Genomic DNA, 25014 nt, shown 5'->3' on the forward strand with positions numbered 1-25014 from the left:
ACGCCGTTTAACGGCGCGGCGCCACTTCCCTCAGCAGGATGCGGGCTTCGTCGCCCCCGGCGGCAGGCACTGCGTGGTCACCTTCGGCGCCTTGCGCTTGCCGACCTCCATGATCTTCACGGCACCGATCGCTCCGGGCCGGGTGACATCGACCCGCAACCGCGTCCCCGCCTTCAGCGGCTTGGAGATGAGCTTGGACAGGTTGATCGTGCCGAAGGCATCGCGGAGGACGAGCGGCTTCGCGACCAGCGTCGTCTGCTTCTTGCCGCGCTTCTTGACGGTCTTCTTCTTCACCAGCGCCGTCGGACAGGTGCCCTTGATGCACGTCACGGTCACCGTCGCGCCGGCGGGCACGCCGCTCACGCTCAAGCGCGTGAACTTCGTGAGCTTCGCGGTCGAGCTCGAGAACGCGAAGCCGAGCACGACGCTGAGCTTCTGCGGCGGCTGAGGAGGCAGCGGCGCGGGCGTCGGCTGCGGCCCGGGCAGGACCGCCGGCGCCGGCTGCACGTCGAGCGTCACCGTGGCCGCCGAGGAGCGCACGCCCTGACCGGTCGCCGTGTACTGGAAGCTGTCGGGTCCGCTGAACCCGAGCGGCGGGCTGTAGCGCACGGTGTTGTTGCTCGAGTCGATCGTGCCGCCGCCGCCGAGCGTGCCGTTGAGCGGCTGGGCGGCGACGGCGAGGCTCAGCGCGTCGCCGTTGCGGTCGGTGCACGTGAGGGGGACCGCGACGGACGTCTGGTACGGCACGCTGATGGTCTTCGAGTCGCACGTCGGCGCGAAGTCGCGATGCATGGTGACGACGGCGCCGGGGCCGTTGCCGGTCAGATAGACGAACTGCGAGTCGGCCGACACGACCGCGTTGCCGAAGCCGCCGAGCGCCGGGAGGGCCTCGCACGAGCCGCCGCTGCCATCCGTCGTCAGGCAGCGCTTCGTCCCGGCCTTCTGCGACAGCGCGCCGGTGTTCGGGTCGCGCGTCAGGAAGGTGAAGCCATTGAACGTGTTGCTACCGGCGATCAGGTCCCCGCCGTCGGGCGTCACCGCCATGCGATAGACGTCGCCGATCGCGGTCCCGTCGGTGCACCCGGCGATGCTCATGCCCGCGCGCCGCAGGCAGCTCTTCTCGGTCAGCGCACCGGACGCCCCGTTTCGTGCGTACGTGATGATCGCGTTCGCGGTTCCGACGTAAACGGAGTTGCCGTCGGGGGAGACCGTGACGCTGCGGGCCTGGTCGAGCGCGTCATTGCCGTCCTTGCACCGCATCGGCGCGAGAGGGGTGAAGAAGCCGGCGCCCCCGGTCGCGCCGGTGTTCGAGATGCAGCCGTTGGGGTCGGCGGCCTGCGTCAACGTGCCGTTGGCCTTGCGTCCGAACACCGCGACAGAGCCGGTCGGCGGCTGGTTCACCGCGCAGATCGTCGGAGGATTGCCGCAGATGCTGAAGGAGACGAGGTACCCGTCGTTGTGGCCGACGGTGTAGAGGTTGGTGTTCGTGACCGCCATCTGCCAGCCCTGTTGCGCGATCCCCGCCGCCGTCGTGCATGAGCCCTGGGGGGCCTCCGACCAACATCCATCCGGGGCGGCCTTCTGCGTGAGCCGGCCGTCCGCGGAGCGGGTGAAGACGAGCAAGGTGCCAAGTCCCTGACCGGAGCCGGCCGCGGACTGCGTCGTCCGCGCGTACAGCGTCGTGCCGTCCGGCGAGAGCGCCAGCGAGTGCGGGACGCCCATCCCCGTGATTGCCGTGCACGGCGCGCCTATGCCCTGGCACTCGTTGATCAGCGTCAGCGAACCGTCAGGCGCCCGCCGCAGCTCGATGATCGACCTGGTGTTCACGTTCGACACGTACACGCTCGTGCCGTCCGGGCTGATGATGATGTCCTGCGGGTTGTCGAGTTGCGACGCCTGTACGCAGGCGCCGGAGCTGCCCGTCTTGGTGACGCACCCGTTCGGCCGCCGGGCCAGCTTCCCAGTGGCGGGGTCGCGGTCGAACGTGATCACCGCGGCGGGTTCGCTGGCCCCATTGCCGGCGGCGGCGACGTACAGCTGCCTGCCGTCGGGCGAGAGGACCTCCGGCCACGCCGCGCTGATCCCCGGCGCCGCCGCACAGTTCGGCTTCGCCGCTCCCGTGTTCAAGCACGCGTCGACGAACTCGTCTCCGACCGCGGCGCGCGCCACGGTCGCCGTCCAGGGCCACTCCCATGAGAGCGAGCGCCATTGCCGCAACGGCAAGAACTCCGGTCCGCCGCCTGCTCGTCAAACCCTGCATTCCGCCCTCCGGAGCTTCCTTGTGTGCGTCCTTGGCATCCTCGTCCCTGCGAACGCGGACGCTATCCGCGGGATTTTCGCGGCGTCAACACCATTTGGAGGGCGGGCCCGAGCGGCGGGCGTCCGGCTGGACGCGTGTCGCAGGCGCAGGTCAGCGCGAAGACATCACCGTCGCGACCCGCGGCGGCGTCCCCTACGCCCGCGTGAGCTTCTTGTACGTGATCCGGTGCGGCCGATCGGCGTCGGCACCGAGACGCGCGTGGCGGCTCTCCTCGTAGGCCTCGAAGTTGCCCTCGAACCAGACGACCTGCGAGTCGCCCTCGAACGCGAGCACGTGCGTCGCGACGCGGTCCAGGAACCAGCGATCGTGGGAGATGACCACCGCGCAGCCCGGGAACGCGAGCAGCGCCTCCTCGAGCGCGCGCAGCGTGTCGACGTCGAGGTCGTTGGTCGGCTCGTCGAGCAGCAGCACGTTGCCGCCGCGCCGCAGCAGCTTCGCCAGGTGCACGCGGTTGCGCTCGCCGCCGGAGAGCACGCCGACCTTGCGCTGCTGGTCGGAGCCCTTGAAGTTGAAGCCCGCGACGTACGCGCGCGACTGCACCTCGCGCTCGCCGAGCTTGATGTGCTCGTAGCCGTCGGAGATCTCCTCCCAGACGGTCTTGTCCGGGTCCAGCGCGTCGCGCGACTGGTCGACGTACGCGAGGTCCACGGTCGACCCGAGCTTCAGAGCGCCGGCGTCAGGCTGCTCCTGGCCGACCAGCATCCGGAACAGCGTCGTCTTGCCGGCGCCGTTGGGCCCGATCACGCCGACGATGCCCGCGGGCGGCAGCGAGAACGAGAGGTCCTCGATCAGCAGCCGCTCGCCGAAGCCCTTGCGCAGCGCCTCGGCCTCGATCACCGTCGAGCCGAGCCGCTGCCCTGCCGGGATGTGGATCTGGACGTCCTCGAGCTTCGCGTTGCGCTCCTCGGCCAGCAGCGCCTCGTACCGGTTCAGGCGGGCGCGCGACTTCGTGCGCCGGCCCTTCGGGTTCGTGCGCACCCACTCGAGCTCCTGCTTGATCGTGCGCTGGCGGGCGGACTCGGTCTTCTCCTCCTGCGCGAGCCGCGTCTGCTTCTGCTCGAGCCAGCTCGAGTAGTTGCCCTTGAACGGGATGCCGTACCCGCGGTCCAGCTCGAGGATCCAGCCGGCGACGTTGTCGAGGAAGTAGCGATCGTGGGTGACGGCCACGATGGTGCCCTTGTAATCGGCGAGGTGTTGCTCGAGCCAGGCCACCGACTCAGCGTCCAGGTGGTTCGTCGGCTCGTCCAGCAGCAACAGGTCGGGGGCGCTGAGGAGGAGCCTGGCGAGTGCGACCCGGCGCTTCTCGCCGCCGGACAGCGACGCCACGGGCGAGTCGCCCGGCGGACAGCGCAGCGCGTCCATCGCCTGATCGAGCATCTGGTCGAGCTCCCACGCGCCGGCCGCGTCGATGCGGTCCTGCAGGCGCGAGAACTCGTCGGCGGTCTCGTCGGAGTAGTTGGCCGCCAGCTCGTTGAAGCGGTCGAGCAGGTCGCGCAGCTCGCGCACGCCGTCCTCGACGTTGCCGCGCACGTCCTTGGACTCGTCCAGGTGCGGCTCCTGCTCGAGCAGCCCGACGCTCGCGCCGGGCGCCAGCTGAGCGTCGCCGCGGTACTCGGTGTCAAGCCCGGCCATGATCCGCAGCAGCGTGGACTTTCCGGTCCCGTTGAGTCCGAGGACGCCGATCTTGGCCCCGGGGTAGAAGCTCAGCGAGATCTCCTTCAGGACGGTCTTGTCCGGAGGATGGACTCGGCTGAGCTTGTACATCGTGTAGATGTATTGGCTCGACATCGCGCCCTGGAGCATAGAAAGCGACCGATTGTCGAAACCCGCGGCGCCGAAGTTGGACAAGCGGGGGGTGTGGTCCGCCGCCGAAGTGCCGATCATCAGGGAATGCGCCCCTTGATCGGCGTCACCACCTCCGAGATGCGTGCCAGCACGCTGGCGACCACGCGCCGCCACGGCGAGCCGCCGCATCCGGAGATGGCGCTGGGCATGACGTACATGCGCACGCTCGAGGCGGCCGGCGCGATGCCCGTCGTGCTGCCGCCGGTCGGGGACGCGGGCGCGTACCTCGACCGCCTCGACGCCATCTGCGTGTCCGGCGGCCCCGACCTCGACCCGGGCGCCTATGGGGCGCGCGAGCGCCATCCGGAGCTCGGGCCGACCGAGCCGAGCCTCGACGCGTTCGAGCTCGCGCTGATCAGCGGGGCCCTGGAGCGCGGGCTGCCGATCCTCGCGATCTGCCGCGGCGCGCAGGCGCTCAACGTCGCCTGTGGCGGAACGCTGCACCAGCACGTCCCGGGCCACCGCCAGACCGAGCTCGCGACGCAGCCGAGCCACGACGTCGCGCTCGTCGCGGGCACGCGGCTGCACCGCATCATGGGCGCGCGCGAGCTGCCGGTGAACTCCTTCCATCACCAGGCCGTCGACCGCCTCGGCACCGGCCTGCGCGTCGTCGCGCGAGCGAGCGACGGGACCGTCGAGGCGATCGAGGGCCCCGGCTTCGTCGTCGGCGTGCAATGGCACGCCGAGACGCTGATCGAGCACCGCCGCCTGTTCGAGGCGCTGGTCCTCGCCGCCTCGCAGGACGAACTCCTCGCCGCCGCGTAAGCCGAGCTTCGACGCCGGCTGCGATGAGTCCGGGGCGCCGCCCTGGTCTACACCGGCATGAGCACCCTCCATTCCGCCGACGGCACGGTCATCGCGTACGAGACGACGGGCGACGGGCCGCCGGTGATCCTCGTCGACGGCGCCCTCTGCCACCGCTCGTCCGGTCCCGCCCGGCCGCTCGCCGCCGAGCTGGCGCGCGAGTTCACGGTGTACACCTACGACCGCCGCGGCCGCGGCGAGAGCGGCGACACCGCGCCGTACGCCGTCGAACGAGAGATCGAGGACATCGAGGCGCTGGTCGAGGCGGCCGGCGGCCCGGTCTGCGTCTATGGCATCTCCTCCGGCGCGGCGCTCGCCCTCGAGGCGGCGGTGCGGATGCCCGCCATCGAGCGCCTCGCGCTCTATGAGGCGCCGTTCATCGTCGACGACAGCCGGACGCCGATCGCGCTGAGCTACGACGGCCTGAGCCGCGCCGCCGCGGTACGGGCGTTCATGCGCGCGGTCGGCGTGCCGCGGCCGTTCGCCGCCCTGATGAGCCACATGGGCAAGCTCAAGGCGGTCGCGCACACGCTGCCCTACGACGCCGCGATCGTCGGCCCGCACCAGCTCGGCAAGCCGCTCCCGCGCTGGCACGTCACGGCGGACACGGTCGTGATCGCGGGCGGCAAGAGCCACACGTGGATGAAGAACGCCAACCGCGCGCTCGCGGAGGCGACGGACGCCGAGTTCCGCGTGCTCGAGGGCTCGAACCACATGGTCAAGGCGAAGGCGCTCGCGCCCGTGCTGGCGGCGCACTTCGCCGCCCGTCATCCTGAGAGGGCGTGAGCGCCCTCCGGCTGAGCGGAGTCGTCAAGCGGTTCGGCTCGCTGACCGCTGTCGACCACCTGGACCTCGACGTGCCGGAGGGCACGTGCGTCGGCCTGCTCGGGCCCAACGGGGCGGGCAAGTCGACGACGATGAAGCTGCTGACCGCCCAGGCGCTGCCCGACGCGGGCGCGATCGAGATCCTCGGCTACACGCTCCCGCGCGACTCCAAGGCCGCGCGCGCCGAGTGCGGCGTCGTGCCGCAGCTCGACAACCTCGACACGACGCTGACGGTCGAGCAGAACCTCGTCGTGTTCGCGCACCTGTACCGCATCCCGCGCGGCAGGCGGCGCGCCGCGGTCGAGCGGGCGCTCGAGATCGCCAACCTGGGCGATCGCCGCGACACCGTCGTGGACAAGCTCAGCGGCGGCATGCGCCGGCGCCTGCTGATCGCGCGCGGGCTCGTGCACGAGCCGCGGCTCGTGCTGCTCGACGAGCCGACCGTCGGCCTCGATCCGCAGGTGCGCCAGGAGCTGTGGGCGCTGATCGACCGGCTGCGCTCCGACGGCGTCTCGATCCTGATGTCCACGCACTACATCGAGGAGGCCGAGCGGCTCGCCGACACCGTGACGATCATGTCGCACGGGCAGGCCGTCGCCACCGGACCGCCGGGCGCGCTGATCGCCGAGCACGCGGGCGAGCAGGCGGTCGAGGTCTACGGGCCGCCGGCGAAGCTGCTCGATGTCGAGCGCGAGGCGCGCGAGGCGGGCCACAAGACGCGCCGCACCGGCACCAGCGTGTCGATCCTCGGCGCCAACGGCTACCAGGGCGAACGCCGCCCGGCGAACCTGGAGGACGTGTTCGTGCTGCTGACCGGAGAGGAGATCTCGTGAGCCGCGCGATCGGCCGCCTCGAGCGCCCCGCCCTGATGGGCGTGCTGGTGCGCGAGATCATCAACTTCAGCTCCTTCTGGCGCTCGAGCACGTTCAGCGCCACGGTGGAGCCGACCGTCTACCTGCTCGCGTTCGGCTTCGGCTTCGGCTCGCTCGTCTCGACGGTCGGCGGCTACGACTACGTCGACTACGTCGGCACCGGGACGGTCGCGACCGCCGTGCTGTTCTCGAGCGCGTTCCCCGGGATGTTCTCGACGTTCGTGAAGTACAAGTTCCAGCGCACCTACGACGCGATCCTCGCCGCTCCGGTGGACACCGAGGAGCTCGTGACCGCCGAGGCGCTGTGGATCGCGACGCGCGCCGGCACGTACGGCTGCGCGCCGATGCTCGTCGCGATGGTGTTCGGGCTCGATCCGAGCTTCGGGATGCTGCTGGTGCCGTTCATCGGCTTCCTGGCCGGCTTCGGCTGGGCGTGCTTCGGCATCGCCGTCGCCGCGCGGATGAGCTCGATCGACAACTTCAGCTACGTCATCAGCGCCGTGCTGACGCCGCTGTTCCTCATCGCCGGGACGTTCTTCCCGATCGACGGGCTGCCGGAGTGGGCGCAGGTCGTCGCGCAGGTCAACCCGCTGTACCACCTCGTGCAGCTCGTGCGCCACGCGGTCTTCGGCCTGGAGGCCGTCGATCTCGTGCACCTCGGCGTGCTGCTGGTCTACGGCCTGCTCACCTGGCGGATCAGCGTCCGCTGGATGGAACGCCGGCTCGTCGTCTAAGCCTGGATCTCAGGCTAAGCCGGCGGCCCGAGGACGAACGGGCCGTCGAGGACGCCGCGTACGCGGCGCTGGACCTGCAGCTCGGTCTCGAGGTCGGCGATGTGGCCGAGGTGCTCGGTCTGGCGCCCGCGCAGGACCTGCGTGGCGAACAGCCAGACGAGCCTGCCGTCGAGCTGCGTGCCGGCGACGCGGCGCAGCTCGTCCTCGGCCTCGGCGGCGGACATCGGGATGCGATAGGAGTCCGGCGCCGTCAGCACGTCGTAGACCTCGGCGACGGCGAGGATGCGCGCGGCCATCGGGATCGACTCGCCGCCGAGCCCGTCGGGGTAGCCGCGGCCGTCGATGCGCTCGTGGTGGGCGAGCACGGCGGCGGCCACCTCGCCCATGCCCTCGACGCGCAGGAGCAGGCGCGCGCCGTCGGCGGGATGCCGCTCGATCAGCCGCCGCTCGGCCGGGTGCAGCTCGCTGCGCCCGAGCAGGATGTGGTCGGGCAGCGCCTCCTTGCCGAGGTCGTGCAGCAGGCCGGCGGTGTGCACCACCGCCTGTTCGCGCTCCGACAGCCCGGCCGCGCGCGCGAGCTCGTGCGCATAGTGCGCGACGGCCGCCGCGTGGCGGGCGGCGGACGGGTCGCGCAGGGCAAGCGTCTCGAGCAGCAGCCCGAGCATCCCCTCGTGCCGCACGTCCAGCTGGTCGGTTCTTCGCTCGATCTCCTCCGAGTGCATCTGGCCCTCGAGCAGCGCGCGCAGCAGCAGTTGGTAGGCGCCGAGCGCCAGCGCGAACAGGCCGATGATCCCGGCGCCGTAGGCCTCGAAGCCGTAGACCGCCATCGCCGTCATGACGGCGCTCGCGATCTCCCATGGCAGCACGGGGAGGAAGACCGTCCGCAGCATGTCGGGGAGCGAGCCGCCGCGTAGGATCCGCGTGTGCCCGGCGATCATGAGGAAGTTGAGCGCGTTGGCGGCGATGAAGACGCCGAACACCGCGACCGCGTAGCCGCCCTGCTCGGGCTCGGAGTTGTCCAGCGCGTGCAGCACGGCGCCGCCGAGCAGGGGGAACGTGACGTACGTGAGCAGGTTGTTGAGCAGATACGTCCCGCGCACCCGCCGCCGCACGGCGTCGATGCTCGCCGAGGCCAGGCCGAGCGCCGCCGCCGGAGCCGGCCCGAGCAGCGCCATTGCAAGGACCAGCCCGGTGAACGAGCCGCCGATCCGGAAGCGCTTGGCGTCCAGGACGAGGATGTCGCTGCCGAGCACCAGCAGGGCGATCAGCCCGACGAGCGGAGCGGACTCCCACTGATCGGTCGAGGAGAGGTACGCGGCGCTGCCGATGGCGATGACGAGCAGCACGGCCTGAGTGGCCGCGAGCAGCTTGCGGCGTCCGGCGAACGGCGCTCTGGGCCCGCGCGGCCTCGCATGGCGATCGGGATCGGTCGTCACCGGGCGGTCGGAGCCGGCCGCCGCGCGTACGACGGACAGCGACCAGACGACCAGCGCCAGCCATACGACGAGTGCCAACCAGACCACCACGGAGAGCACGGTAGTGCGTATCGCGCCGTCTGCGCAATCAGGCCCCGGCCTTAGTCGAGGTGCCTACCCGCAGTGACCGCGTTTCAAATGAACATCGCGCCGGAATGCGGTTGGTGACATAGTGCTTGTTGGTGCGGGCATCTGCACCGCGAGTTCCGAGGTCCACGACCAACAGGGGGGTCATCATGGGTTGGCGGAACTAGCCGGCAGCTGCGGCGTGCCGGCCCGGCGGGGTAGTAGGGGCCGCCGGGCCGGCAGCAGCTTCCGCCAGCACGCGCCCGCGGTGCGCTTGGTACACGCGCGTAACCACCCGTTTCCGGGGTGAGCTAGGCCCGCTACCGTAAGGGCGTTATGCCTCAGGTGCTGGACATCGAGCAGGCGGTCCTGCTTTTGGAGATCGAGCCGCCGTTCGACAAGCGCGACATCCAGCTCGCGCGCCGGAGGCTGGCCAAGCAGTGGCATCCCGACATCGCGCCGCCCGGCAAGCAGCTGGAGCACGAGCGCCACCTGAAGGCGATCAACGAGGCGGCGGACCAGCTCGAGAGCCTCGCCGAGGACTCGCGTGGCGGGCGCGTGACCAAGAACGCCGTCAAGGTCTCCGCCGCGGCGGCCCGCAAACGGCGCGCCGAGGAGGGCGCCAGGGCGTATGCGGAGGATCAGGAGCGCCGCGCGCACGACGCCGACCGCGCCGAGCACGACCCGTTCGGCTCGCGCGTGCCTGACCACTCGGTCGTGCACCGTTACGCGCGCTGTCTCTCCTATCCGGAGTGGGGCGTCGGGAGCGTGAACGGCATCTACTTCACGGGCGACGGCGACGACGTCCAGCAGTGGGCGCGTGTGAGCTTCCAAGTTGGCATCCGGACGGTACCCGCAGGCTCGCTGCAGTTCGTCGACTTCACGCGGCCCGATCCGGGAGCCGACCGCGTGCAGCGCTTCATGACCGCCGCGCAGCACGCGCTGGCGGAGGGCGACTTCGCGCTCGCCGCCCGGCGGCTGATCTTCGCCCGCGACGCCGAGCCCGGCAATACGCAGGTGCTGCGGCTGCTGACGCTGGCGTTCTGGCAGTCCGCCGACTACTCCGCGGCGGCGCGCGCGGCGCGTGACTGGATCCGCGCCGAGCGCGAGCGCCCGGCGCCCTACCGCTACGCCGCGCGTATCTATGAAGACATGGGCGCGCTGTCGCAGGCCGTCGACGCGGCCGAGCGCGAGGTCGAGGCGGGGCCCGACGACGCGAGCGCGTGGGAGCGGCTCGGGCGTCTGCGCCTACGGGTGTTCGACCGCGCCGGCGCGCGCGAGGCGCTCGAGCGCGCGCGGGAGCTGCAGCCGAGCGAGCAGGGCCTGCTCGACCTCGCGCTCGTCGCGAACCTCGAGGGCGACGTCGGCGCCGAGGTGACCGCCTGCGAGCAGGCGACGACGCTCTACCCGGAGTCCCACGCGTCCTGGGCGCGCTACGCCCACGCGCTCGCGCGCACCGATCGCGTGTCGGCCTGCCTGGACGCGTGCGAGCGTGCGCTCGAGCTCGGCGACGACCCCGAGGTCCGCGACCTGCGCGACCAGGTCGCCCGCTCGGCGCCGCGCGAGCTGCGCGCCGCTTAGCCTGGATTCACCGATCCCCGCGGCGCCTCGCCGCCGTGGCCAGCGCCCCTGGCCGATCGGCCGGGACCCGAAGGGGCCACCCTGCAGGTGCCCGGCCGATCGACCATGGACGGAGCCCACGACGCCGAGGCATCCACGGATCATCGGTGGATCCGGGCTTAATCGGCGCGCGTCTTGAGCGGGTGCTCGGGCAGTGCGAGCGCCAGCGCCAGGATGAGCGCCGCGAGCGGCACGACGGCGACGAACACGGCGTGCGTCGCGCCGGCGAGCTCTGACGGCGAGCCCGTCCCGCGCGCGACCAGCAGCGCCCCGAGCGCCGCCACGGCGACGCTGCCGCCCATCGAGCGGAAGAACTGGATCGCCGCCGTCGCGACGCCGAGCTCGGAGCGCTCGACCCGGTTCTGCGTCGCGATCACGAACGTCTGGAACATCGTGCCCATGCCGATCCCGATCACCACGAGATCCGCCGATACGGCGGCGCGCGAGGAACTCGCGTCGAGCTGCGTGAGCAGCACCGTGCCGGCCAGGACGAGGATGCTCCCGATCAGCGGGTAGACGCGGTAGCGGCCGGTGCGCGCGATCAGCTGGCCGGACACGACGCTCGCCGCCACCCAGCCGAGCGACAGCGGGATCAGGATCACGCCCGAGCTCGTCGCCGAGGAGCCGAGCACGCCCTGGGTGTAGACGGGGACGTAGATCGTCACGCCGAACAGCACGGCGCCGATCAGCAGCGACGCGGCCGTGCTCACCGCGACGGTGCGCATGCGGAAGAGCTCGAGCGGGACCAGCGGCTCCGCCGCGCGCCGCTCCGCCCAGGCGAAGGCGGCCAGCGCGAGCACGGCGACGACCGCCGCGCCGGCGACTTCGACCGAGTCCCACGGATACGTCGTCCCGCCCCAGGCGCACGCGAGCAGCGCGGCGGTGACGCCGACGGTCAGCAGCGTCGCGCCGCGGTAGTCGATCGAGTGCTCGCGCGGCTCGAACGGCACGCGCAGCGTCTTGACCACGACCGCGAGGGCGAGGATGCCGAGCGGCAGGTTGATGAAGAAGATCCAGCGCCACGACACGCTGTCGGTCAGCGTGCCTCCGGCCAGTGGCCCCGCGACCGCGGCCGTCGCCCACATCGCGCCGACGTAGCCCTGATAGCGGCCACGCTCGCGCGGCGAGAAGAGGTCGGCGATCGCCGCCTGGCTGAGCGGGATCAGGCCGCCGGCGCCGACGCCCTGCAGCGCCCGGAACGCGATCAGCTCGCCCATGCTCTGCGAGATCCCGCACAGCGCGGAGCCGAGCAGGAAGACGCTGATCGACACCACGAACAGCCGGCGGCGGCCATAGAGGTCGCTCAGCTTGCCGTACAGCGGCACGGTGACCGTGGTCGTGAGCAGGTATGCGGTGACGACCCACGAGAGGTCGTCGAAGCCGTGCAGATCGGCGGCGATCTTGGGCAGCGCCGTGGCGACGATCGTCTGGTCCAGCGCGGCCAGCAGCGTCGCCAGCATGATCGCGCCGAACGCGACCAGCACCTGGCGCTGGGAGCGAGCTTCGGTGGCCATCGAACGACTACGGTAGCCATCCGGGGTGGGCGCTAGCTTGCCTGCTCCGATGCGCCTGATCGTCGCCCGCTGCTCCGTCGACTACTCCGGCCGCCTTTCCGCCCACCTGCCGGAGGCGCTGCGGCTGATCATCCTCAAGGCAGACGGATCGGTGCTCGTGCACGCCGACGCGGGCGGCTACAAGCCGCTCAACTGGATGACCCCGCCGACGGCGATCACCGAGGAGGGCGACACGCTGGTGGTGCGCAAGCTCAAGGGCGAGGACATGCTCGAGATCCACCTCGCCGAGGTCGTCTCGGACGTCACGCACACCATGGACTTCGACGCCGACCGCCTGAGCAAGGACGGCGTGGAGGCGGACCTGCAGATCGCGCTGGCCGCGGCGCCGCGGTTCTGCGGGGAGGGCTTCCGGCTCGTGCGGCGCGAGTGGCCGACGGACATCGGTCCTGTGGACCTCATGTGCCGCGACGAGGCCGACGGCTGGATCGCGGTCGAGATCAAGCGGATCGGGACGATCGACGCCGTCGAGCAGCTCGCGCGCTACCTCGAGCGCATCCGGCTGGACCCGGGCAAGGCCGAGTGCCGCGGCGTGCTCGCGGCGCAGCTGATCAAGCCGCAGGCGCGCGTGCTCGCCGAGGCGCGCGGGATCGCGTGCGTCGAGGTCGATCTGGCGGAGCTGCGCGGCGAGCGCGAGCCGGCGCTGACGCTATTCGCCTGAGAGCGTGAGGATGAGCGCCCGCGGGCCGCCGCGGTCGCGGTGCTCGCACAGGTAGATGCCCTGCCAGGTGCCGACGGCGAGGCGGCCGCCGGACACGGGGATGCTGAGCGACGGGCCGAGCAGGGAGGCCTTGATGTGCGCCGGCATGTCGTCGGGACCCTCGAGCGTGTGCGTCCAGTAGCGCGCGTCCTCCGGCACGGCCTCGTTGAAATAGGCCTCGAAGTCGTCGCGCACGTCCGGCGACGCGTTCTCGTTGAGCGTCAGCGACGCCGACGTGTGGCGGATGAAGACGTGCAGCAGGCCGGCGCGCAGCGCGGCGATCTCGGGCATCGACTCCAGGACGTCGCGCGTGATGAGGTGGAACCCGCGCGGCCGCGGCCGCAGCGTGATCTCGCGCTGGACCCACATCACGGCACCCGGGCGGCGCGCATGTCGACCCGCTCCCCGCGGAACGGCACGCCCTCGGCCTCGAGCAGCCTGCGCTGTCTGTCGCCCTGCGTGAGCGAGCCGTCGGCGCGGACGATCCGGAACCACGGGAGATCCGGGTCGCTATCTCCGTGCAGGACGGCGCCCGCGAAGCGCGGCGCGCCGGGGGAGACGTCCCCGTAGGTGCGCACGAAGCCGGGAGGCGTCGCGCGGATGCGCGCGAGCACCGCCTCGCGGCGCTCGCCGGCGTCCCGCCCGCGTGTCGCGCCGCCGCCGTCGCGGGCCCAGCTCGCGGCACCGCCCAACCCTTCGCGGCGCCCGAGACCGTCGCGGTCGCTAGTGTCGCCCCGATGCGGCATGGCACGTATTCAATCGTGGCCCTCGATCCCGAGACGGGCGAGCTCGGTGCGGCGGTCCAGTCGCACTGGTTCTCCGTCGGCTCCCTCTGCGTCTGGGCGCGAGCGGGAATCGGCGCGGTGGCGACGCAGTCGGTGGTCGAGCCCGCCTACGGCCCGGACGCCCTGGACCGCCTCGCGGACGGCATCGGCGCCCAGCAGGCGCTCGGCGAGCTGCTGTCCGCCGATCCGATGGCCGCCGTGCGGCAGGTCGCGGTCGTCGACGTCCACGGCGGCGTCTCGGTCCACACCGGCTCCGAGTGCATCGCCCACGCGGGTCACGTCTCCGGCGAGCACCACAGCGCGCAGGCGAACATGATGGCCCGCGACACCGTCCCGACGGCGATGTCGGCGGCGTTCACGGCGGCCGAGGGCCCGCTCCACGAGCGGCTGCTGACCGCGCTGGAGGCGGCCGAGGGAGAGGGCGGCGACGTCCGCGGGCGCCAGAGCGCCGCGCTGGTCGTCGTGCCCGCCGAGGGCGAGTCGTGGCGCCGCACGGTCGACCTGCGCGTCGAGGACCACGCCGACCCGCTCGTGGAGCTGCGCCGGCTCGTCAAGCTCCAGCGCGCCTACGACCTTGCCGGAGCCGGCGACGAGCTGCTCGCCGCCGGCCGCGTCGAGGAGGCGGGCAACCTCTACCGCGAGGCCTCCCGCCTCGCGCCCGAGTCCGACGAGCTGCTCTTCTGGGCCGGCCTCGCGCTGGCCCAGGCCGGCGACTTCGAAGGCGGCGTCGCGGCCGTCCGGAGGGCGGCCGAGAAGCAGCCGAACTGGATCGTGCTCCTCGACCGCCTCACACCGGACTTCGCGCCGGCCGGCGCCGCGGTCCGATCGGCGCTGCGGGCCGGCTCCTAGCCCGTCACGCGCACCGAGACCGGGCGGCTGTACGTGGCGGCGAACGGGTAGCCGCCCTGGCGCAGCACGCGGATGCGGAAGCGGTAGCGGACGCTTCCCGTGGTCGCCGTGAACCGGTACGCCGCGCGGAAGCGGCCCGCCGGAGTCGTCCGGATCGTCTTGAAGGTCAGCCAGCGACCGTCCAGCCCGCTCGCCTGCAGGCTCAGCGTGAGCCCCGTCGGCGGGATCGAGCCGCCGGTGACGCGCCCGCCGAAGCGCACGCGCCGCCCGGTCCGGAGCCGCTTCGGGCTCGCGCTCAACGTCGTCCGCGGCCGCACGTTCACGGTCAGCGAGCGGCTGTCCACGAACGTCGGGCTCTCCGAGTCGCTCACGTACGCGAACCGCACCTCGCGCGAGGGTCCGGGCGCGAGCCGTACCCTGACGCCGCCGAGCCGCGACGTCGTCAGCGACCGCGTCGCCCGCCACGTCCGCGAGCCCGACTCCCGCTCGATCACCGACACGACCGCGTTCGCGACCGGCTTTCCGCCCGCCGTGACGCGCGCGATCAGCGTCGGCGACGACGGATACGTGCTCGTCGCCCGCGCCGGCCGCCCGATCTGGCGCCCGTGGCGGACGCGCCGCGCGTACGCGTCGACCACCGCATCCCGCGAGGCGTTGAGGCCATTGGCCACGTACCCGGGCCGGTCGCCCATCGGGTTCACCAGCCCCACCACGCCCCGCGCGTCGAACAACCGCCGCGCCGGGTCCGACAGCACGTTCATCGCCCCGCTATAGATCGCCCGCGAGTTCCCCGCGGCGTCCTCGATGCTCGCCGAGATCTCGTGCGCCCCCGGCGCGATCCGGTTGAGATCGAGCGCGATTCGTCCGTCGACCTTCGCCGCACACGGAAGCGTGTAGTCGAACTCGTACGGCGTCCCCCAACCCGGCATCGCGTCGTAGCACTTGCCGCCATTGCCGTTGGCGACCTCCTCCACGAGCGTGTTCCCGTCGACCACAAGCTTGTGCCGGTACACCCCGCCGCCGACGTCCGTGGCCTTGTACGTCAGGCTCGCGACGCCCCACACGGGTCGTGTCGAGGCGAGCGACCCCCCAACCTCGGAAGTCGTCGGCCGCGCATTGTCTTCAAGCACCATCCTTGCCGCGGAAACGTAGGCTGCTGTGCTAGGGCCATAGCCGCTGTCGGAGCAAGCGCCGTTCTCGCAGGCGACCTCGACCACCACCTCAGGGAATCCGAACTGATCAGGCGAGCGGCGAAGGTCGAGGCCGCTGACCGTCACATCCCCATCAGGGATCGCTGTGCATGACAGCCGAGGATCGCAGCCTTCGCGCACGACCTCGTTGACGCCGCTGATGCTCGAGCGGGTGATCGTGCTGAGGCGGTACGTGAAGTTGCCCGTCCCACTGGAGGGGGACACGTTTACGTGCCGGTGCAGCATGAACGCTCTAAGCGTGACGCCCTCGCTGGGAATCCAGCTGATCCGAGCACTCGCAGGACCCGTCGTGTCGTAGGGCACCCACGCATACATGGCAAGCGCGGGCGAGGCGCATGCCCACGCAAGCCCGCCCCCTCTCTGATCGGGCCACCAGTTGTCCGTCGGCGCGCGCGTGCCGTCGGGATGCTGGCAGGAGAACTGGGTATAGGTGCCCGCTCGCGCCGAGGGTGGTAGCGCGGACAGGACCAGCGCGATGAGCGTCGCGGCGCGAAGGAGATGAGTCCACATGCTCGGCATAGCCACACCGTACGAAAACTCGCCCCCTTAAACGACGGAGCCCGCGGCATTGCCGCGGGCTCGGTCAAGACCGGCTTGTCGCCGATGTTCAGCAGATGACCTGCAGGTGGAACGAGTTGTCGAGGGTCCCCCCGAGATTGACGGTCACCTTGGTCGGCTGGTTCTGAGTCGACTGGACACCGGGCGACGTGGCTGCCGCGGCGCCGACGACCGACGCGGTGTACGAACACTTGCTCACGTCGCGGTTGAACTCGACCGTGTAGACGGGGGTCGTCGCGTCCTTGGTCGACGAGATGGCGCCGCGCTTGTTGTCGCCGAGGCTGCCATTGGCGTTGACCGTGGCGAACAGGAGACCGGCAGACAGCGCCTGGACATCGCTCGCCGCTGCGAAGTCCGTCGCATCCTTGCCGTCGACCTTGTCGGCGTTCAGGCCCGTGGCCACGCCGGTCGCGTTCGTCGTGAACGGGGCGCCCGTCGTCTTGGCGACGGTGATCGAGCCCGCGGTCGAGCCGGTGGTGGTGAACTGGAACGCCTGGCCGCCGTTGAGATTGGACGCGCGGACGCAGGCCGGCGCGCCGGCTGTCGCCGCGGCGCGACAACCGTAGATGGCGCCGCCGCCGGAGCCCTTGTTGGACTGGCGGGTGCCGTAGGTCGAGTTGCTGGCGATGATCTCGGTCTCGCTCGTCAGCGTACGGGACCCGCTGGAGGACGGGTTGCGCTTACCGAGCAGGAGGTTGCGGCCCTCGCCGAAGCCCATGGCGGTCGTGGGCACGCCGATGGCGAAGATGAGCGCGCAGATGATGGCCGCGCGGCCGGAGAATGGAATCCGCTTCATGCACATTCCGACACCCCTACGCAGTGAGAGTTGCGCCCTGCAAGAGCAGTGTCAGGCCGCCGGCGCGGGGCGCGGAAACACCGCAACCCGGCGCCTGCGACCGCGGGCGAGCGGCTAGCGCTCGCCCGGCTGCTTCTTCGGATTCACCGACACCGGGATGTCGAGATCCAGCGCGGTGCGGATGATCCGGTTCTGCTCGATCGTGTGGGCGGCCGGGTAGCCCTCGCCCGGCGACGCGCGCTCGGGACGGCCGATGTAGCCGAACTCGATGTCGGCCGGCAGGATCTGCAGCAGGCGCGGCGACATGTGCGCGCGGGCGCCCATGTTGCGCGGCTCCTCCTGCACCCACACGACCTCGCGCAGGTTCGGGTAGCGCTTGACCTCTTCCATGATCTGCGCCTGCGGGAACGGGTACAGCAGCTCGACGCGGGTGATCGCGACGCCCTCGTTGTTCTCGCGCGTCGCGTGGCCCTTGAGGTCGTAGTAGAGCTTGCCGGTGCAGAGGACCAGGCGCGTCACCTTCTCCTCGTCCACCCGCGGCTCCGGCAGGACCGGGAAGAAGCGCCCGTCGGCCAGGTGGTCGACCCGCGACGTCGCCTGCGGGAGGCGCAGGAGCGACTTCGGCGTCATGATCACCAGCGGCCGCTGCTTGGCCACCCGCGCCTGGCGGCGCAGGAGGTGGAAGTACTGCGACGGCGTCGTGAGGTTCGCGACGCGGATGTTGCCCTCGGCGGCGAGCGTGAGAAAGCGCTCCATGCGGGCGGAGGAGTGCTCCGGGCCCGAGCCCTCGTAGCCGTGCGGGAGCAGCAGCGTCAGGCGCGTCGTCTGACCCCACTTCGCGAGCGCGCTCACGATGAACTGGTCGATGATGACCTGCGCCGAGTTCACGAAGTCGCCGAACTGCGCCTCCCACAGCACGAGCGTCTCGGGCGCCTCCATCGAGTAGCCGTACTCGAAGCCGAGGCACGCGACCTCGCTCAGCGGCGAGTTGTGCAGCTCCATCGGCGCAAGCGCGCCCGGCAGCGACTGGATCGGAGAGATCCGCTGGCCGGTCTTGGCGTCGTGCAGCACCAGGTGGCGCTGGGAGAACGTGCCGCGCTCGGCGTCCTGGCCGGTCAGGCGCACCGGCGTGCCCTCGGTCAGCAGCGACGCGAAGGCGAGCGCCTCGGCCTGCGACCAGTCGATGCCGCCGTCGGGACCGATCGTCGTGCGCCGGCGATCGAGCTGCTTGACCAGCTTCGGATGGACCGTGAACCCGTCGGGGACGCGCAGGAGGTCCTCGTTGAGCGACTCCAGCCGCTCGCGCGAGACCGCCGTCTTGACCTCCGGCGAGGCCGAGCGGTCGAGCTCATAGCCGCCGGTCGGCTGCTCGGCACCGGCCGAGGCCAGGCGCTCCTTGAGCTCGCGGTGGCGGCGCGCGAGGTCGTCCCAGATCTCCTGGGCGAGCGCGTCGGACTCCTCCTGCGTGATCACGCCGGAGGACACGAGGGCTTGCGCGTAGAGCTCGCGGGCAGGCTTCTTGGCCTTGATCTTGGCCGACATCTCCGGCTGCGTGTAGGCCGGCTCGTCGGCCTCGTTGTGGCCGTAGCGGCGGTAGCCGATGAGGTCGATCAGGACGTCGTGGCCGAACTCCTGGCGGAACGCGAACGCGAGCCGCACGGCGGAGATGCACGCCTCGACGTCGTCCGCGTTGACGTGGATGATCGGGACGTCGAAGCCCTTCGCGAGGTCCGAGGCCCAGCGCGTGGAGCGCGAGTCGTCGGGGTCCGTCGTGAAGCCGACCTGGTTGTTCTGGATCAGGTGCAGCGAGCCGCCGACGGTGTAGCCGTCGAGCGCCTGGAGGTTGAAGGTCTCCGCGACGACGCCCTGGCCGGGGAAGGCCGCGTCGCCGTGCAGGATGATCGGCATCGCCGCGTTGGTGTCCAGTTGCGCATGCGTGCCCTGGCGCGTCGTCTGGACGGCGCGCGTGGCGCCCTCCACGACCGGGCTGACGTACTCGAGGTGGCTCGGGTTGGACTCGAGCCGGACGAGCACGGACTGGTCTTCGGACAGCTGGTAGGTGCCCTGCGCGCCGTGGTGGTACTTGACGTCGCCGGTCCCGCCCTGCGGGATCGTCGTGACGGCCTCGATCGACGACGCACCCTCGAACTCGCGGAAGATCGTCTCGTACGCGCGCCCGAGGTTGTGCGCAAGCACGTTCAGCCGGCCGCGATGCGCCATGCCGATGACCACCTCGCGCGCCCCCTCGGACGCCGACAGCTGGATCATCTCGTCCAGCATCGGGACCGTCATGTCCAGGCCCTCGACCGAGAACTGCTTCTGGCCCAGGTAGGCCTTGTGCATGAAGCGCTCGAGCGAGTCGACCTGGGTCAGGCGGCGCAGGAGCGCCTTCTTCTCCTCGTCGGTGAGCGGCGTGCGGTAGACGCCGGTCTCGATCTTCTCGCGCAGCCACACGCGCTGCCGGTGCGACGCGATGTGCTCGATCTCGTACGCGATCGTGCCGCAGTACGTCTCGCGCAGGTGCGGCAGGACGTCGGCCAGCGTGTCGCCCGGGACGCCGACGCGCAGGATCGACGCCGGGATCTTGCGCATCAGCTCCGGCGTCAGGCCAAGCGGCTCGGGGTCGAGCGCCGGATCGCCCTCGGGCTCGGAGCCCAGCGGATCCAGCCGGGCGGCGAGATGGCCATGCGTGCGGTGCGCCTTGATCAGCGACATCGCGGCCTGGACCGCCTGCAGCAGCGCGAGGTCCGGCTCGGCCGAGACCGTCGGCGCGGGGGCGGGAGCGGTGGTCGGCGCGGACACCGTCCCCACGGGCCCGGGCGCCGGCGGCGCGGCGGGCGCCTCGATGCCGAGGTCGCGGAAGACCTGCTCGTAGAACTCGTGCTCGCCCTGGAGGTACGCCTCGACGACCTGCAGGAACTGGCCCGACTCGGCGCCCTGGATGATCCGATGGTCGTACGTCGACGTCATCGTCATCACCTTCTCGGCGCCGATCGTGGCCCCGATGGCGCCGAGGCCGGGCGGGTAGCCGATCGAGCCGGTGGCGACGATCGTCCCCTGGCCGTTCATCAGGCGCGGGACGGAGGCGATCGTGCCGATGCCGCCCGGGTTGGTGAGCGAGACGTTCGCGCCCTGGAGGTCGTCCGCCGTGAGCTTGTTCTCGCGCGCCTTGGCGATCAGCTCGTTGAAGGCGTCGAGGAACTGCGGGAAGGTGAGCCGGCCCGCGTCGCGGATGACCGGCACCATGAGGGTGCGGCCGCCGCCCTTCTTCTCGACGTCGACGGCGATGCCGAGGTTGACCTGGCCGTCGTCGATCACGTGCGGCTTGCCGTCGACCTCGGCGAAGTGCGTCGCCATCACCGGCATCGACTCCGTCGCGGCGCGCGCGATCGCGTGTGCGATCAGGTGCGTGAAGGAGACGCGGTGGCCGGCGTCCTTGAGCTGCTTGCGGCGGCCGTCGAGGACGCTGACGGTGATCGTGCGGAAGGACGTCGCGGTCGGGATCGCCCGCGACTCGTCCATGTAGCGCGCGAGCATCGCGCTCGCGCCCTTGAGCAGCGTGGACTTGGCCTGGACGGGAGCCGCGGCCGTCGCGGGCGCGGCGTACCCGTTCTCGGAGTAAGACAGGACGTCGGACTTCGAGATGCGGCCGGCCGGGCCGGTGCCGTGGACGTTGCCGAGGTCGACGCCGTGGGCGGCGGCGACGCGGCCGGCGACCGGCGTCGCCTTGACACCTTCGGGCAGGCGGACCGTCTCGACATCGCCCGCGGGACGCGGCGCGGCGGTCGGCTCCGGAGCCTTCGGCGCGGGCTTGGCGCCGTTCGCCCCGGCGCTCATGCGCGCGATCACCTGACCGACCGTGACCGTGTCGCCGGCGTCGGCGAGCACCTCGGTCAGCGTGCCGGACGCGGGCGCGGGGACCTCGGCGTCGACCTTGTCGGTCGAGATCTCGACGATCGTCTCGTCCTCGGCGACGGAGTCGCCCGGCTGCTTGGCCCACTCGAGGATGGTCCCCTCGGAGACGGACTCGCCCATCTGGGGCATCACGATCTCGACGACGGACTCCTGGGCCGCGGGCGGGGGAGATTCTTCGGCGTCGACCGGCGCCGGCGGACCGGACCCGTTGCCCGGCGCGATCTCCGCGAGGATCGCTCCGACGTTGACCGTGTCCCCCTCGGCGGCGTGGATCTTCACCACGGTGCCGGAGATCGGCGCGGGGACTTCTGCGTCGACCTTGTCAGTCGAGATCTCGACGAGTGTCTCGTCCTCTGAGACCTCGTCGCCCTCCTGTTTGTGCCACTCCAGGATGGACCCCTCGGAAACCGAGTCGCCCATCGCGGGCATGACCACTTCGACCGTGGTGTTGACCGCCATATCGAGACCTAGACCATACCGCGCTGGACAGGACGAGAAGTGGAACTTCCTCGCCGTTCTTCATACACAAAGCCGATGCTTCCGGCGAACGGACCGACACCTCCGATGACGGCCACCATGACACCGAGCCACAGGGGGATCGTCCGCGACCTGACCGCGGCGATCGCCAGCAGCGACATGACGATCCAGCCGATCCCGTGGGCCCATCCGAGCACGTACTTGAGGTCGTCCGCGCCGGCCACCCAGCTGATCAGCAGCGCCGTGTAGACCGCCGAGTGCGTGAACGAGAGGTATTTGAGCGTGCGGAAGCTCACACGAGCAACAACGTCGCCATGCGCCGGAGTTGCGGGTGTGCCTCCTCCGGCCAGTCCGCGGGGTCGCGCGGCCACCACGCGTGCGCGTCGTGCTCGGCGTCGCGCGTGAGCTGCGCGCCCTCCGGCAACCACGCCTGGCCGACCAGCATCGCCATGTCGCCGGGGGTCGCGATCAGCGCCTCGACGGCGAGGCGCTCGGGCACCACGCCCCATTCCTCCTCGAGCTCTCGCGCGAGCGCGATCGCGGGATCCTCTCCGACGTCGACCGCGCCGCCGGCGCCGAGCGCCCACACGCCGGCCCAGGTCGCGACCCACGAGGCGCGCCGGCCGGCGAGCCAGCGGCCCTCGTGGTCGCGCACGACGCACAGGACCGAGAGCGCGCCGGACGCTCCACCGTTCACAAGTCGTAACGCCCAGCGCATCGGCTGCAACTCGAGTTGCAGCTCGCCGTCGGCAACGCTGTAGCCCTCGAGCCGCGCCGCGACGCCGTCGTGCGCCGGCGAGCCGCGCTCGCGCAGCGCCTCTATCGCCTCGTCGGCGGCGGCCAGCTTCTCCGCGCCCGGGTCGTAGCGCTCGTCGCGCCAGCGCGCGGAGACCCGGCCGGGCGGCCAGGGACCGCGCGCGAGGATGCCGGGCGGATAGGGCAAGACTCCTCCCAGGGTACGATCAAAGCGTGTCCCTCGAAGCCTCCAGCAAGAACATGGAAGCCGTCTGCAAGGCGAAGGAAGTGCACGACCGCACGTGCGTGTGGGGCGGCAAGGCGACCGAGGTCCACCTCGCCTACTTCGACATCGAGCGCATCGGCTGGGAGGAGGGCGACGTCATCTGCGGCCTCGTCGTGGTCGGCGACGCCACGGTGGCGACCGGGATGATGCGCGTGACCTGCGACGCCGAGCCCGACGACGATCGGCAGGAGGAGGAAGAGGTCGAGGAGGTCGTCGACGCCGTGGCCGACCGCGAGCTCGTGATCCCCGGCCGCAGCACCTCCTACAACTAGCTTGAAGCTCGACCTCGGCCCGGACGAGCTGCTCTCGACCACGCGGTCGGTCCGGCTGCGGCTGGATCTCGAGCGGCCGCTCGAGCGCGAGGTGCTCGAGGACTGCCTGCGGCTGGCGCAGCAGGCGCCGACCGGCGGCAACGCGCAGGGCTGGAGCTTCGTCGTGGTCACCGATCCGGCCAAGCGCGAGCAGCTCGCCGTGTGGTGGCGCGAGGTCGCCGACGGCTATCTCGCGGCGCGCCCCGGGGGCGGCCGCATCCGCGACGGCGTCCGCCACCTCGCCGACAACCTGCAGCGCGTGCCGGCGCACGTGATCCCGTGCATCTCACCCCGCACCGACGGCAAGCCCGCAGCGGCGCAGGCCGGCACGTGGGGCTCGATCATCCCGGCGGCGTGGAGCTTCATGCTCGCGGCGCGCTCGCGCGGACTCGGGACCGTGTGGACCACGTTCCACCTCGCGCACGAGCGCGAGGCGGCGGAGCTGCTCGGCATCCCCTACGAAGAGGTGATGCAGGTCGCGCTGATCCCGGTCGCCTACACCAAGGGCACCGACTTCAATCCGGCGCCTCGCCGCCCGCTCGGCAGCATGGTCCGCTGGGACGGCTGGGACACCGCCTAGGCACCCGGTCAGGCTCGCCTGTCCAAACTGGACTTTACGTCGAGAGGCGGACCTGTAAATCTGGACGCACCCGCCCTTCGCCGGCGTAGGTGACGCCGGTTTGCTCCCCGGAAGGTCAACGTCCCGCCGGAGGTCGCATGAGCAAGGTCACCGCTGCACCCCCTTCCGCCCCTGCGGCGGCGGATGAGCACCATCTCGCGAAAGACGTGCTCGGGCTGCCCCAGGTGCTGTTCTGCATCGTCACGGGCGCCGCGCCGCTCGCGGCGATGATGTTCAACGTGCCGGTCGCCGTATCCGGCGGCGGCTACGCCGTGCCTGCGGCGTTCATCCTCGCGACCCTGGCGCTGACGATCTTCTCGACGGGCTACATCGAGATGGCGCGGCGCGTCACCGCGGCCGGCGGCTTCTACACGTTCATCTCGCGCGGCCTGGGCCAGGTCATGGGGATGGGCGCGGGCCTGCTGATCGCGTTCTGCTACATCATCTTCGCCGCCGCCGTGACCGGCGTCGGCAGCTACTTCGCGTCGACCTCGATCGACACGTGGTTCGGCATAAACGTGCCCGCCTGGGGCTACATGGCGTTGTTCCTCGCGCTGATGACGAGCTTCGCCTGGTTCCACATCGAGCTGACCGCCAAGATCCTCGGCGTCGCGCTCGTCTCCGAGGTGCTGGCGCTGCTGATCCTGGCCATCGGGATCATCGTCAGCGGCGGAGGGCCGGACGGCTTCAGCGCGGCGCCGCTGAACCCGGCCAACATCTTCGACAACGACGCCGCAGTGAAGGTCTTCGGCGCCGCGGCGGCGGGCGTGGCGCTGTTCGGCGCGTTCTGGTCCTGGGTCGGCTTCGAGATGGCGCCGAACTACGCGGAGGAGTCGCGTGAGCCGAAGAAGATGATGAAGTCCGCGACGTACGGCTCGGTGATCGGGCTCGGCATCTTCTACGTCTTCATCTCGTACATGTTCGTCACCGGCTGGGGCCTGACCGGCTCGGCCCAGGCGGTCAAGGCCCAGTACGACGGCAAGATCGCCTCGGCGTTCTATCCGCTCAGCGACAAGTTCGTCGGCGGCGGCCTGACGACGATCATCGAGATCCTCATCATCACGAGCTCGTTCGCGTGCGCGATGGCCTTCTACAACACCGGCTCGCGCTACCTCTTCTCGCTCGCGCGCGAGGGGGTGATGCCGAAGGCGCTCGGCCGCGTGCACCCGACGCAGCGCGGCCCGGTCAACGCGTCGATGACGGTGTCGGCGATCGTCGGCGTCTACATGCTCGCGTTCGTGATCTCGGACTCGAGCACGCTCGCCTCGCTGCTGAAGCTGGGGACCTGGACGCCGCTGCTCGGCGTGCTGGGCATCCTCGCCGTGCAGGGCATCTGCTCGCTCGCGATCATCCGCTTCTTCCTGACGGAGGCGCGCGACGGCTTCCACTGGTTCAGGACGCTGGTCGCGCCTGTCATCGGCTTCCTCGCGATGGCAGGGGCGTGCTACCTGCTGATCGACAACCGCGCGGGCCTGTCCGGCGCAGGCGACGCCCTCTACATCAAGCTCGTGCCTTGGGTCGTGCTCGCGGTGTACCTGATCGGCATCGCGATCGCGCTCTACCTGCGGGTCAACGCTTCCGACCGCTACCAGAACATCGGGCGCTTCACGCGCGAAGACGAAGTGGAGGTGATGGCGTGA

21 protein-coding genes are annotated in these 25014 nt (G+C 71.1%); 10 read left to right on the forward strand and 11 right to left on the reverse strand.

From position 1 onward, the window contains the following. Positions 1 to 30 precede the first annotated feature (30 nt). The gene (locus H958_RS0103250; protein WP_028057599.1) at positions 31 to 2169 is read right to left on the reverse strand and encodes an Ig-like domain-containing protein; all 2139 of its coding nucleotides are present in this window, start codon (positions 2167 to 2169) and stop codon (positions 31 to 33) included. A gap of 283 nt (positions 2170 to 2452) precedes the next feature. Next, positions 2453 to 4108, reverse strand: coding sequence for an energy-dependent translational throttle protein EttA (ettA, locus tag H958_RS0103255; RefSeq protein ID WP_028057600.1), 1656 nt, complete (start codon positions 4106 to 4108; stop codon positions 2453 to 2455). A 102-nt stretch (positions 4109 to 4210) separates the two neighbouring features. Between ettA and H958_RS0103260 the strand changes: the two genes are divergently transcribed. Genes H958_RS0103260 through H958_RS0103275 form a run of 4 tightly spaced genes read left to right on the forward strand, consistent with a single transcriptional unit; the run spans position 4211 to position 7400 of the window. Next, positions 4211 to 4930 carry a gamma-glutamyl-gamma-aminobutyrate hydrolase family protein gene (locus H958_RS0103260; RefSeq protein WP_028057601.1) on the forward strand — a complete coding sequence of 240 codons (720 nt, stop codon included), beginning with the start codon at positions 4211 to 4213 and terminating at the stop codon, positions 4928 to 4930. Positions 4931 to 4987: 57 nt separating this feature from the next. After that, on the forward strand, positions 4988 to 5755 hold the full coding sequence (locus tag H958_RS0103265) for an alpha/beta fold hydrolase (protein WP_028057602.1): 768 nt from the start codon (positions 4988 to 4990) through the stop codon (positions 5753 to 5755). Then, the gene (locus tag H958_RS0103270) at positions 5752 to 6627 is read left to right on the forward strand and encodes an ABC transporter ATP-binding protein (RefSeq protein ID WP_028057603.1); all 876 of its coding nucleotides are present in this window, start codon (positions 5752 to 5754) and stop codon (positions 6625 to 6627) included. Before H958_RS0103265 ends, H958_RS0103270 begins: the two co-directional genes overlap by 4 nt. Before the next feature lie 35 nt (positions 6628 to 6662). Beyond that, on the forward strand, positions 6663 to 7400 hold the full coding sequence (locus H958_RS0103275) for an ABC transporter permease (RefSeq protein WP_081685575.1): 738 nt from the start codon (positions 6663 to 6665) through the stop codon (positions 7398 to 7400). A 14-nt stretch (positions 7401 to 7414) separates the two neighbouring features. On the opposite strand, the gene H958_RS42675 is transcribed toward H958_RS0103275, so the two are convergent. Beyond that, positions 7415 to 8926, reverse strand: a complete 1512-nt coding sequence (locus tag H958_RS42675; RefSeq protein ID WP_156027648.1) for an HD-GYP domain-containing protein — start codon at positions 8924 to 8926, stop codon at positions 7415 to 7417. Positions 8927 to 9277: 351 nt separating this feature from the next. Here H958_RS42675 and H958_RS34685 point away from each other — a divergent pair, with 351 nt between their 5' ends. Next, positions 9278 to 10522, forward strand: a complete 1245-nt coding sequence (locus H958_RS34685) for a J domain-containing protein (protein ID WP_037408870.1) — start codon at positions 9278 to 9280, stop codon at positions 10520 to 10522. 158 nt (positions 10523 to 10680) lie between these two features. Here the strand turns inward: H958_RS34685 and H958_RS34690 are convergent, their stop codons facing one another. Next, positions 10681 to 12075: an MDR family MFS transporter gene (locus tag H958_RS34690; protein ID WP_081685543.1), complete on the reverse strand. Its 1395-nt coding sequence runs from the start codon at positions 12073 to 12075 to the stop codon at positions 10681 to 10683. Between the two features lie 49 nt (positions 12076 to 12124). Here H958_RS34690 and nucS point away from each other — a divergent pair, with 49 nt between their 5' ends. Beyond that, on the forward strand, positions 12125 to 12793 hold the full coding sequence (nucS, locus tag H958_RS0103295; RefSeq protein WP_028057606.1) for an endonuclease NucS: 669 nt from the start codon (positions 12125 to 12127) through the stop codon (positions 12791 to 12793). Here the strand turns inward: nucS and H958_RS0103300 are convergent. Together H958_RS0103300 and H958_RS0103305 are read right to left on the reverse strand one after the other, a co-directional pair. After that, on the reverse strand, positions 12782 to 13201 hold the full coding sequence (locus H958_RS0103300; protein WP_028057607.1) for a secondary thiamine-phosphate synthase enzyme YjbQ: 420 nt from the start codon (positions 13199 to 13201) through the stop codon (positions 12782 to 12784). The genes nucS and H958_RS0103300 overlap by 12 nt on opposite strands. Then, a complete protein-coding gene (locus H958_RS0103305; protein ID WP_081685544.1) occupies positions 13201 to 13578 on the reverse strand; it encodes an MGMT family protein in 378 nt (125 codons plus the stop codon). Before H958_RS0103305 ends, H958_RS0103300 begins: the two co-directional genes overlap by 1 nt. A 15-nt stretch (positions 13579 to 13593) precedes the next feature. Here H958_RS0103305 and H958_RS34695 point away from each other — a divergent pair, with 15 nt between their 5' ends. Next, positions 13594 to 14466, forward strand: a complete 873-nt coding sequence (locus tag H958_RS34695) for a DUF1028 domain-containing protein (protein ID WP_051323748.1) — start codon at positions 13594 to 13596, stop codon at positions 14464 to 14466. Here the strand turns inward: H958_RS34695 and H958_RS0103315 are convergent. The 5 genes from H958_RS0103315 to H958_RS0103340 form a co-directional block, all read right to left on the reverse strand. Beyond that, on the reverse strand, positions 14463 to 15530 hold the full coding sequence (locus H958_RS0103315; RefSeq protein ID WP_028057608.1) for a hypothetical protein: 1068 nt from the start codon (positions 15528 to 15530) through the stop codon (positions 14463 to 14465). The genes H958_RS34695 and H958_RS0103315 overlap by 4 nt on opposite strands. Before the next feature lie 754 nt (positions 15531 to 16284). Then, the gene (locus H958_RS0103325; protein WP_028057609.1) at positions 16285 to 17031 is read right to left on the reverse strand and encodes a hypothetical protein; all 747 of its coding nucleotides are present in this window, start codon (positions 17029 to 17031) and stop codon (positions 16285 to 16287) included. Between the two features lie 114 nt (positions 17032 to 17145). Continuing rightward, the gene (locus H958_RS0103330) at positions 17146 to 21405 is read right to left on the reverse strand and encodes a multifunctional oxoglutarate decarboxylase/oxoglutarate dehydrogenase thiamine pyrophosphate-binding subunit/dihydrolipoyllysine-residue succinyltransferase subunit (RefSeq protein ID WP_028057610.1); all 4260 of its coding nucleotides are present in this window, start codon (positions 21403 to 21405) and stop codon (positions 17146 to 17148) included. A gap of 8 nt (positions 21406 to 21413) precedes the next feature. Further along, entirely contained in the window at positions 21414 to 21719 is a 306-nt protein-coding gene (locus H958_RS0103335) for a hypothetical protein (protein ID WP_028057611.1), read from the reverse strand. Next, positions 21716 to 22366 carry an NUDIX domain-containing protein gene (locus H958_RS0103340; protein WP_231379160.1) on the reverse strand — a complete coding sequence of 217 codons (651 nt, stop codon included), beginning with the start codon at positions 22364 to 22366 and terminating at the stop codon, positions 21716 to 21718. The genes H958_RS0103335 and H958_RS0103340 overlap by 4 nt, the downstream gene beginning before the upstream one ends. 26 nt (positions 22367 to 22392) lie before the next feature. On the opposite strand from H958_RS0103340, the gene H958_RS0103345 reads away from it, so the two are divergent. The 3 genes from H958_RS0103345 to H958_RS0103355 all read left to right on the forward strand — a co-directional run bounded on the left by H958_RS0103345 (position 22393) and on the right by H958_RS0103355 (position 25014). Continuing rightward, positions 22393 to 22716, forward strand: a complete 324-nt coding sequence (locus H958_RS0103345; RefSeq protein ID WP_156027650.1) for a hypothetical protein — start codon at positions 22393 to 22395, stop codon at positions 22714 to 22716. Between the two features lies 1 nt (position 22717). Next, the gene (locus H958_RS0103350) at positions 22718 to 23335 is read left to right on the forward strand and encodes a nitroreductase family protein (protein ID WP_028057614.1); all 618 of its coding nucleotides are present in this window, start codon (positions 22718 to 22720) and stop codon (positions 23333 to 23335) included. A 137-nt stretch (positions 23336 to 23472) separates the two neighbouring features. Next, complete coding sequence (locus tag H958_RS0103355; RefSeq protein WP_028057615.1) at positions 23473 to 25014, forward strand: APC family permease; 1542 nt, start codon at positions 23473 to 23475, stop codon at positions 25012 to 25014.

The sequence above is a fragment of the Candidatus Solirubrobacter pratensis genome, from assembly GCF_000425945.1.
GTDB classification, from domain to species: domain Bacteria; phylum Actinomycetota; class Thermoleophilia; order Solirubrobacterales; family Solirubrobacteraceae; genus Solirubrobacter; species Solirubrobacter pratensis.

Coding starts and splice junctions, on each gene's coding strand:
- H958_RS0103260 (WP_028057601.1), top strand. CDS start 4,211: ATGCGCCCCTTGATCGGCGTCACCACCTCCGAGATGCGTGCCAGCACG.
- H958_RS0103305 (WP_081685544.1), bottom strand. CDS start 13,578: ATGCCGCATCGGGGCGACACTAGCGACCGCGACGGTCTCGGGCGCCGC.
- H958_RS34690 (WP_081685543.1), bottom strand. CDS start 12,075: ATGGCCACCGAAGCTCGCTCCCAGCGCCAGGTGCTGGTCGCGTTCGGC.
- H958_RS0103330 (WP_028057610.1), bottom strand. CDS start 21,405: ATGGCGGTCAACACCACGGTCGAAGTGGTCATGCCCGCGATGGGCGAC.
- H958_RS0103275 (WP_081685575.1), top strand. CDS start 6,663: ATGGGCGTGCTGGTGCGCGAGATCATCAACTTCAGCTCCTTCTGGCGC.
- H958_RS34685 (WP_037408870.1), top strand. CDS start 9,278: ATGCCTCAGGTGCTGGACATCGAGCAGGCGGTCCTGCTTTTGGAGATC.
- H958_RS0103325 (WP_028057609.1), bottom strand. CDS start 17,031: ATGAAGCGGATTCCATTCTCCGGCCGCGCGGCCATCATCTGCGCGCTC.
- H958_RS0103355 (WP_028057615.1), top strand. CDS start 23,473: ATGAGCAAGGTCACCGCTGCACCCCCTTCCGCCCCTGCGGCGGCGGAT.
- H958_RS0103265 (WP_028057602.1), top strand. CDS start 4,988: ATGAGCACCCTCCATTCCGCCGACGGCACGGTCATCGCGTACGAGACG.
- ettA (WP_028057600.1), bottom strand. CDS start 4,108: ATGTCGAGCCAATACATCTACACGATGTACAAGCTCAGCCGAGTCCAT.
- H958_RS0103300 (WP_028057607.1), bottom strand. CDS start 13,201: ATGTGGGTCCAGCGCGAGATCACGCTGCGGCCGCGGCCGCGCGGGTTC.
- nucS (WP_028057606.1), top strand. CDS start 12,125: ATGCGCCTGATCGTCGCCCGCTGCTCCGTCGACTACTCCGGCCGCCTT.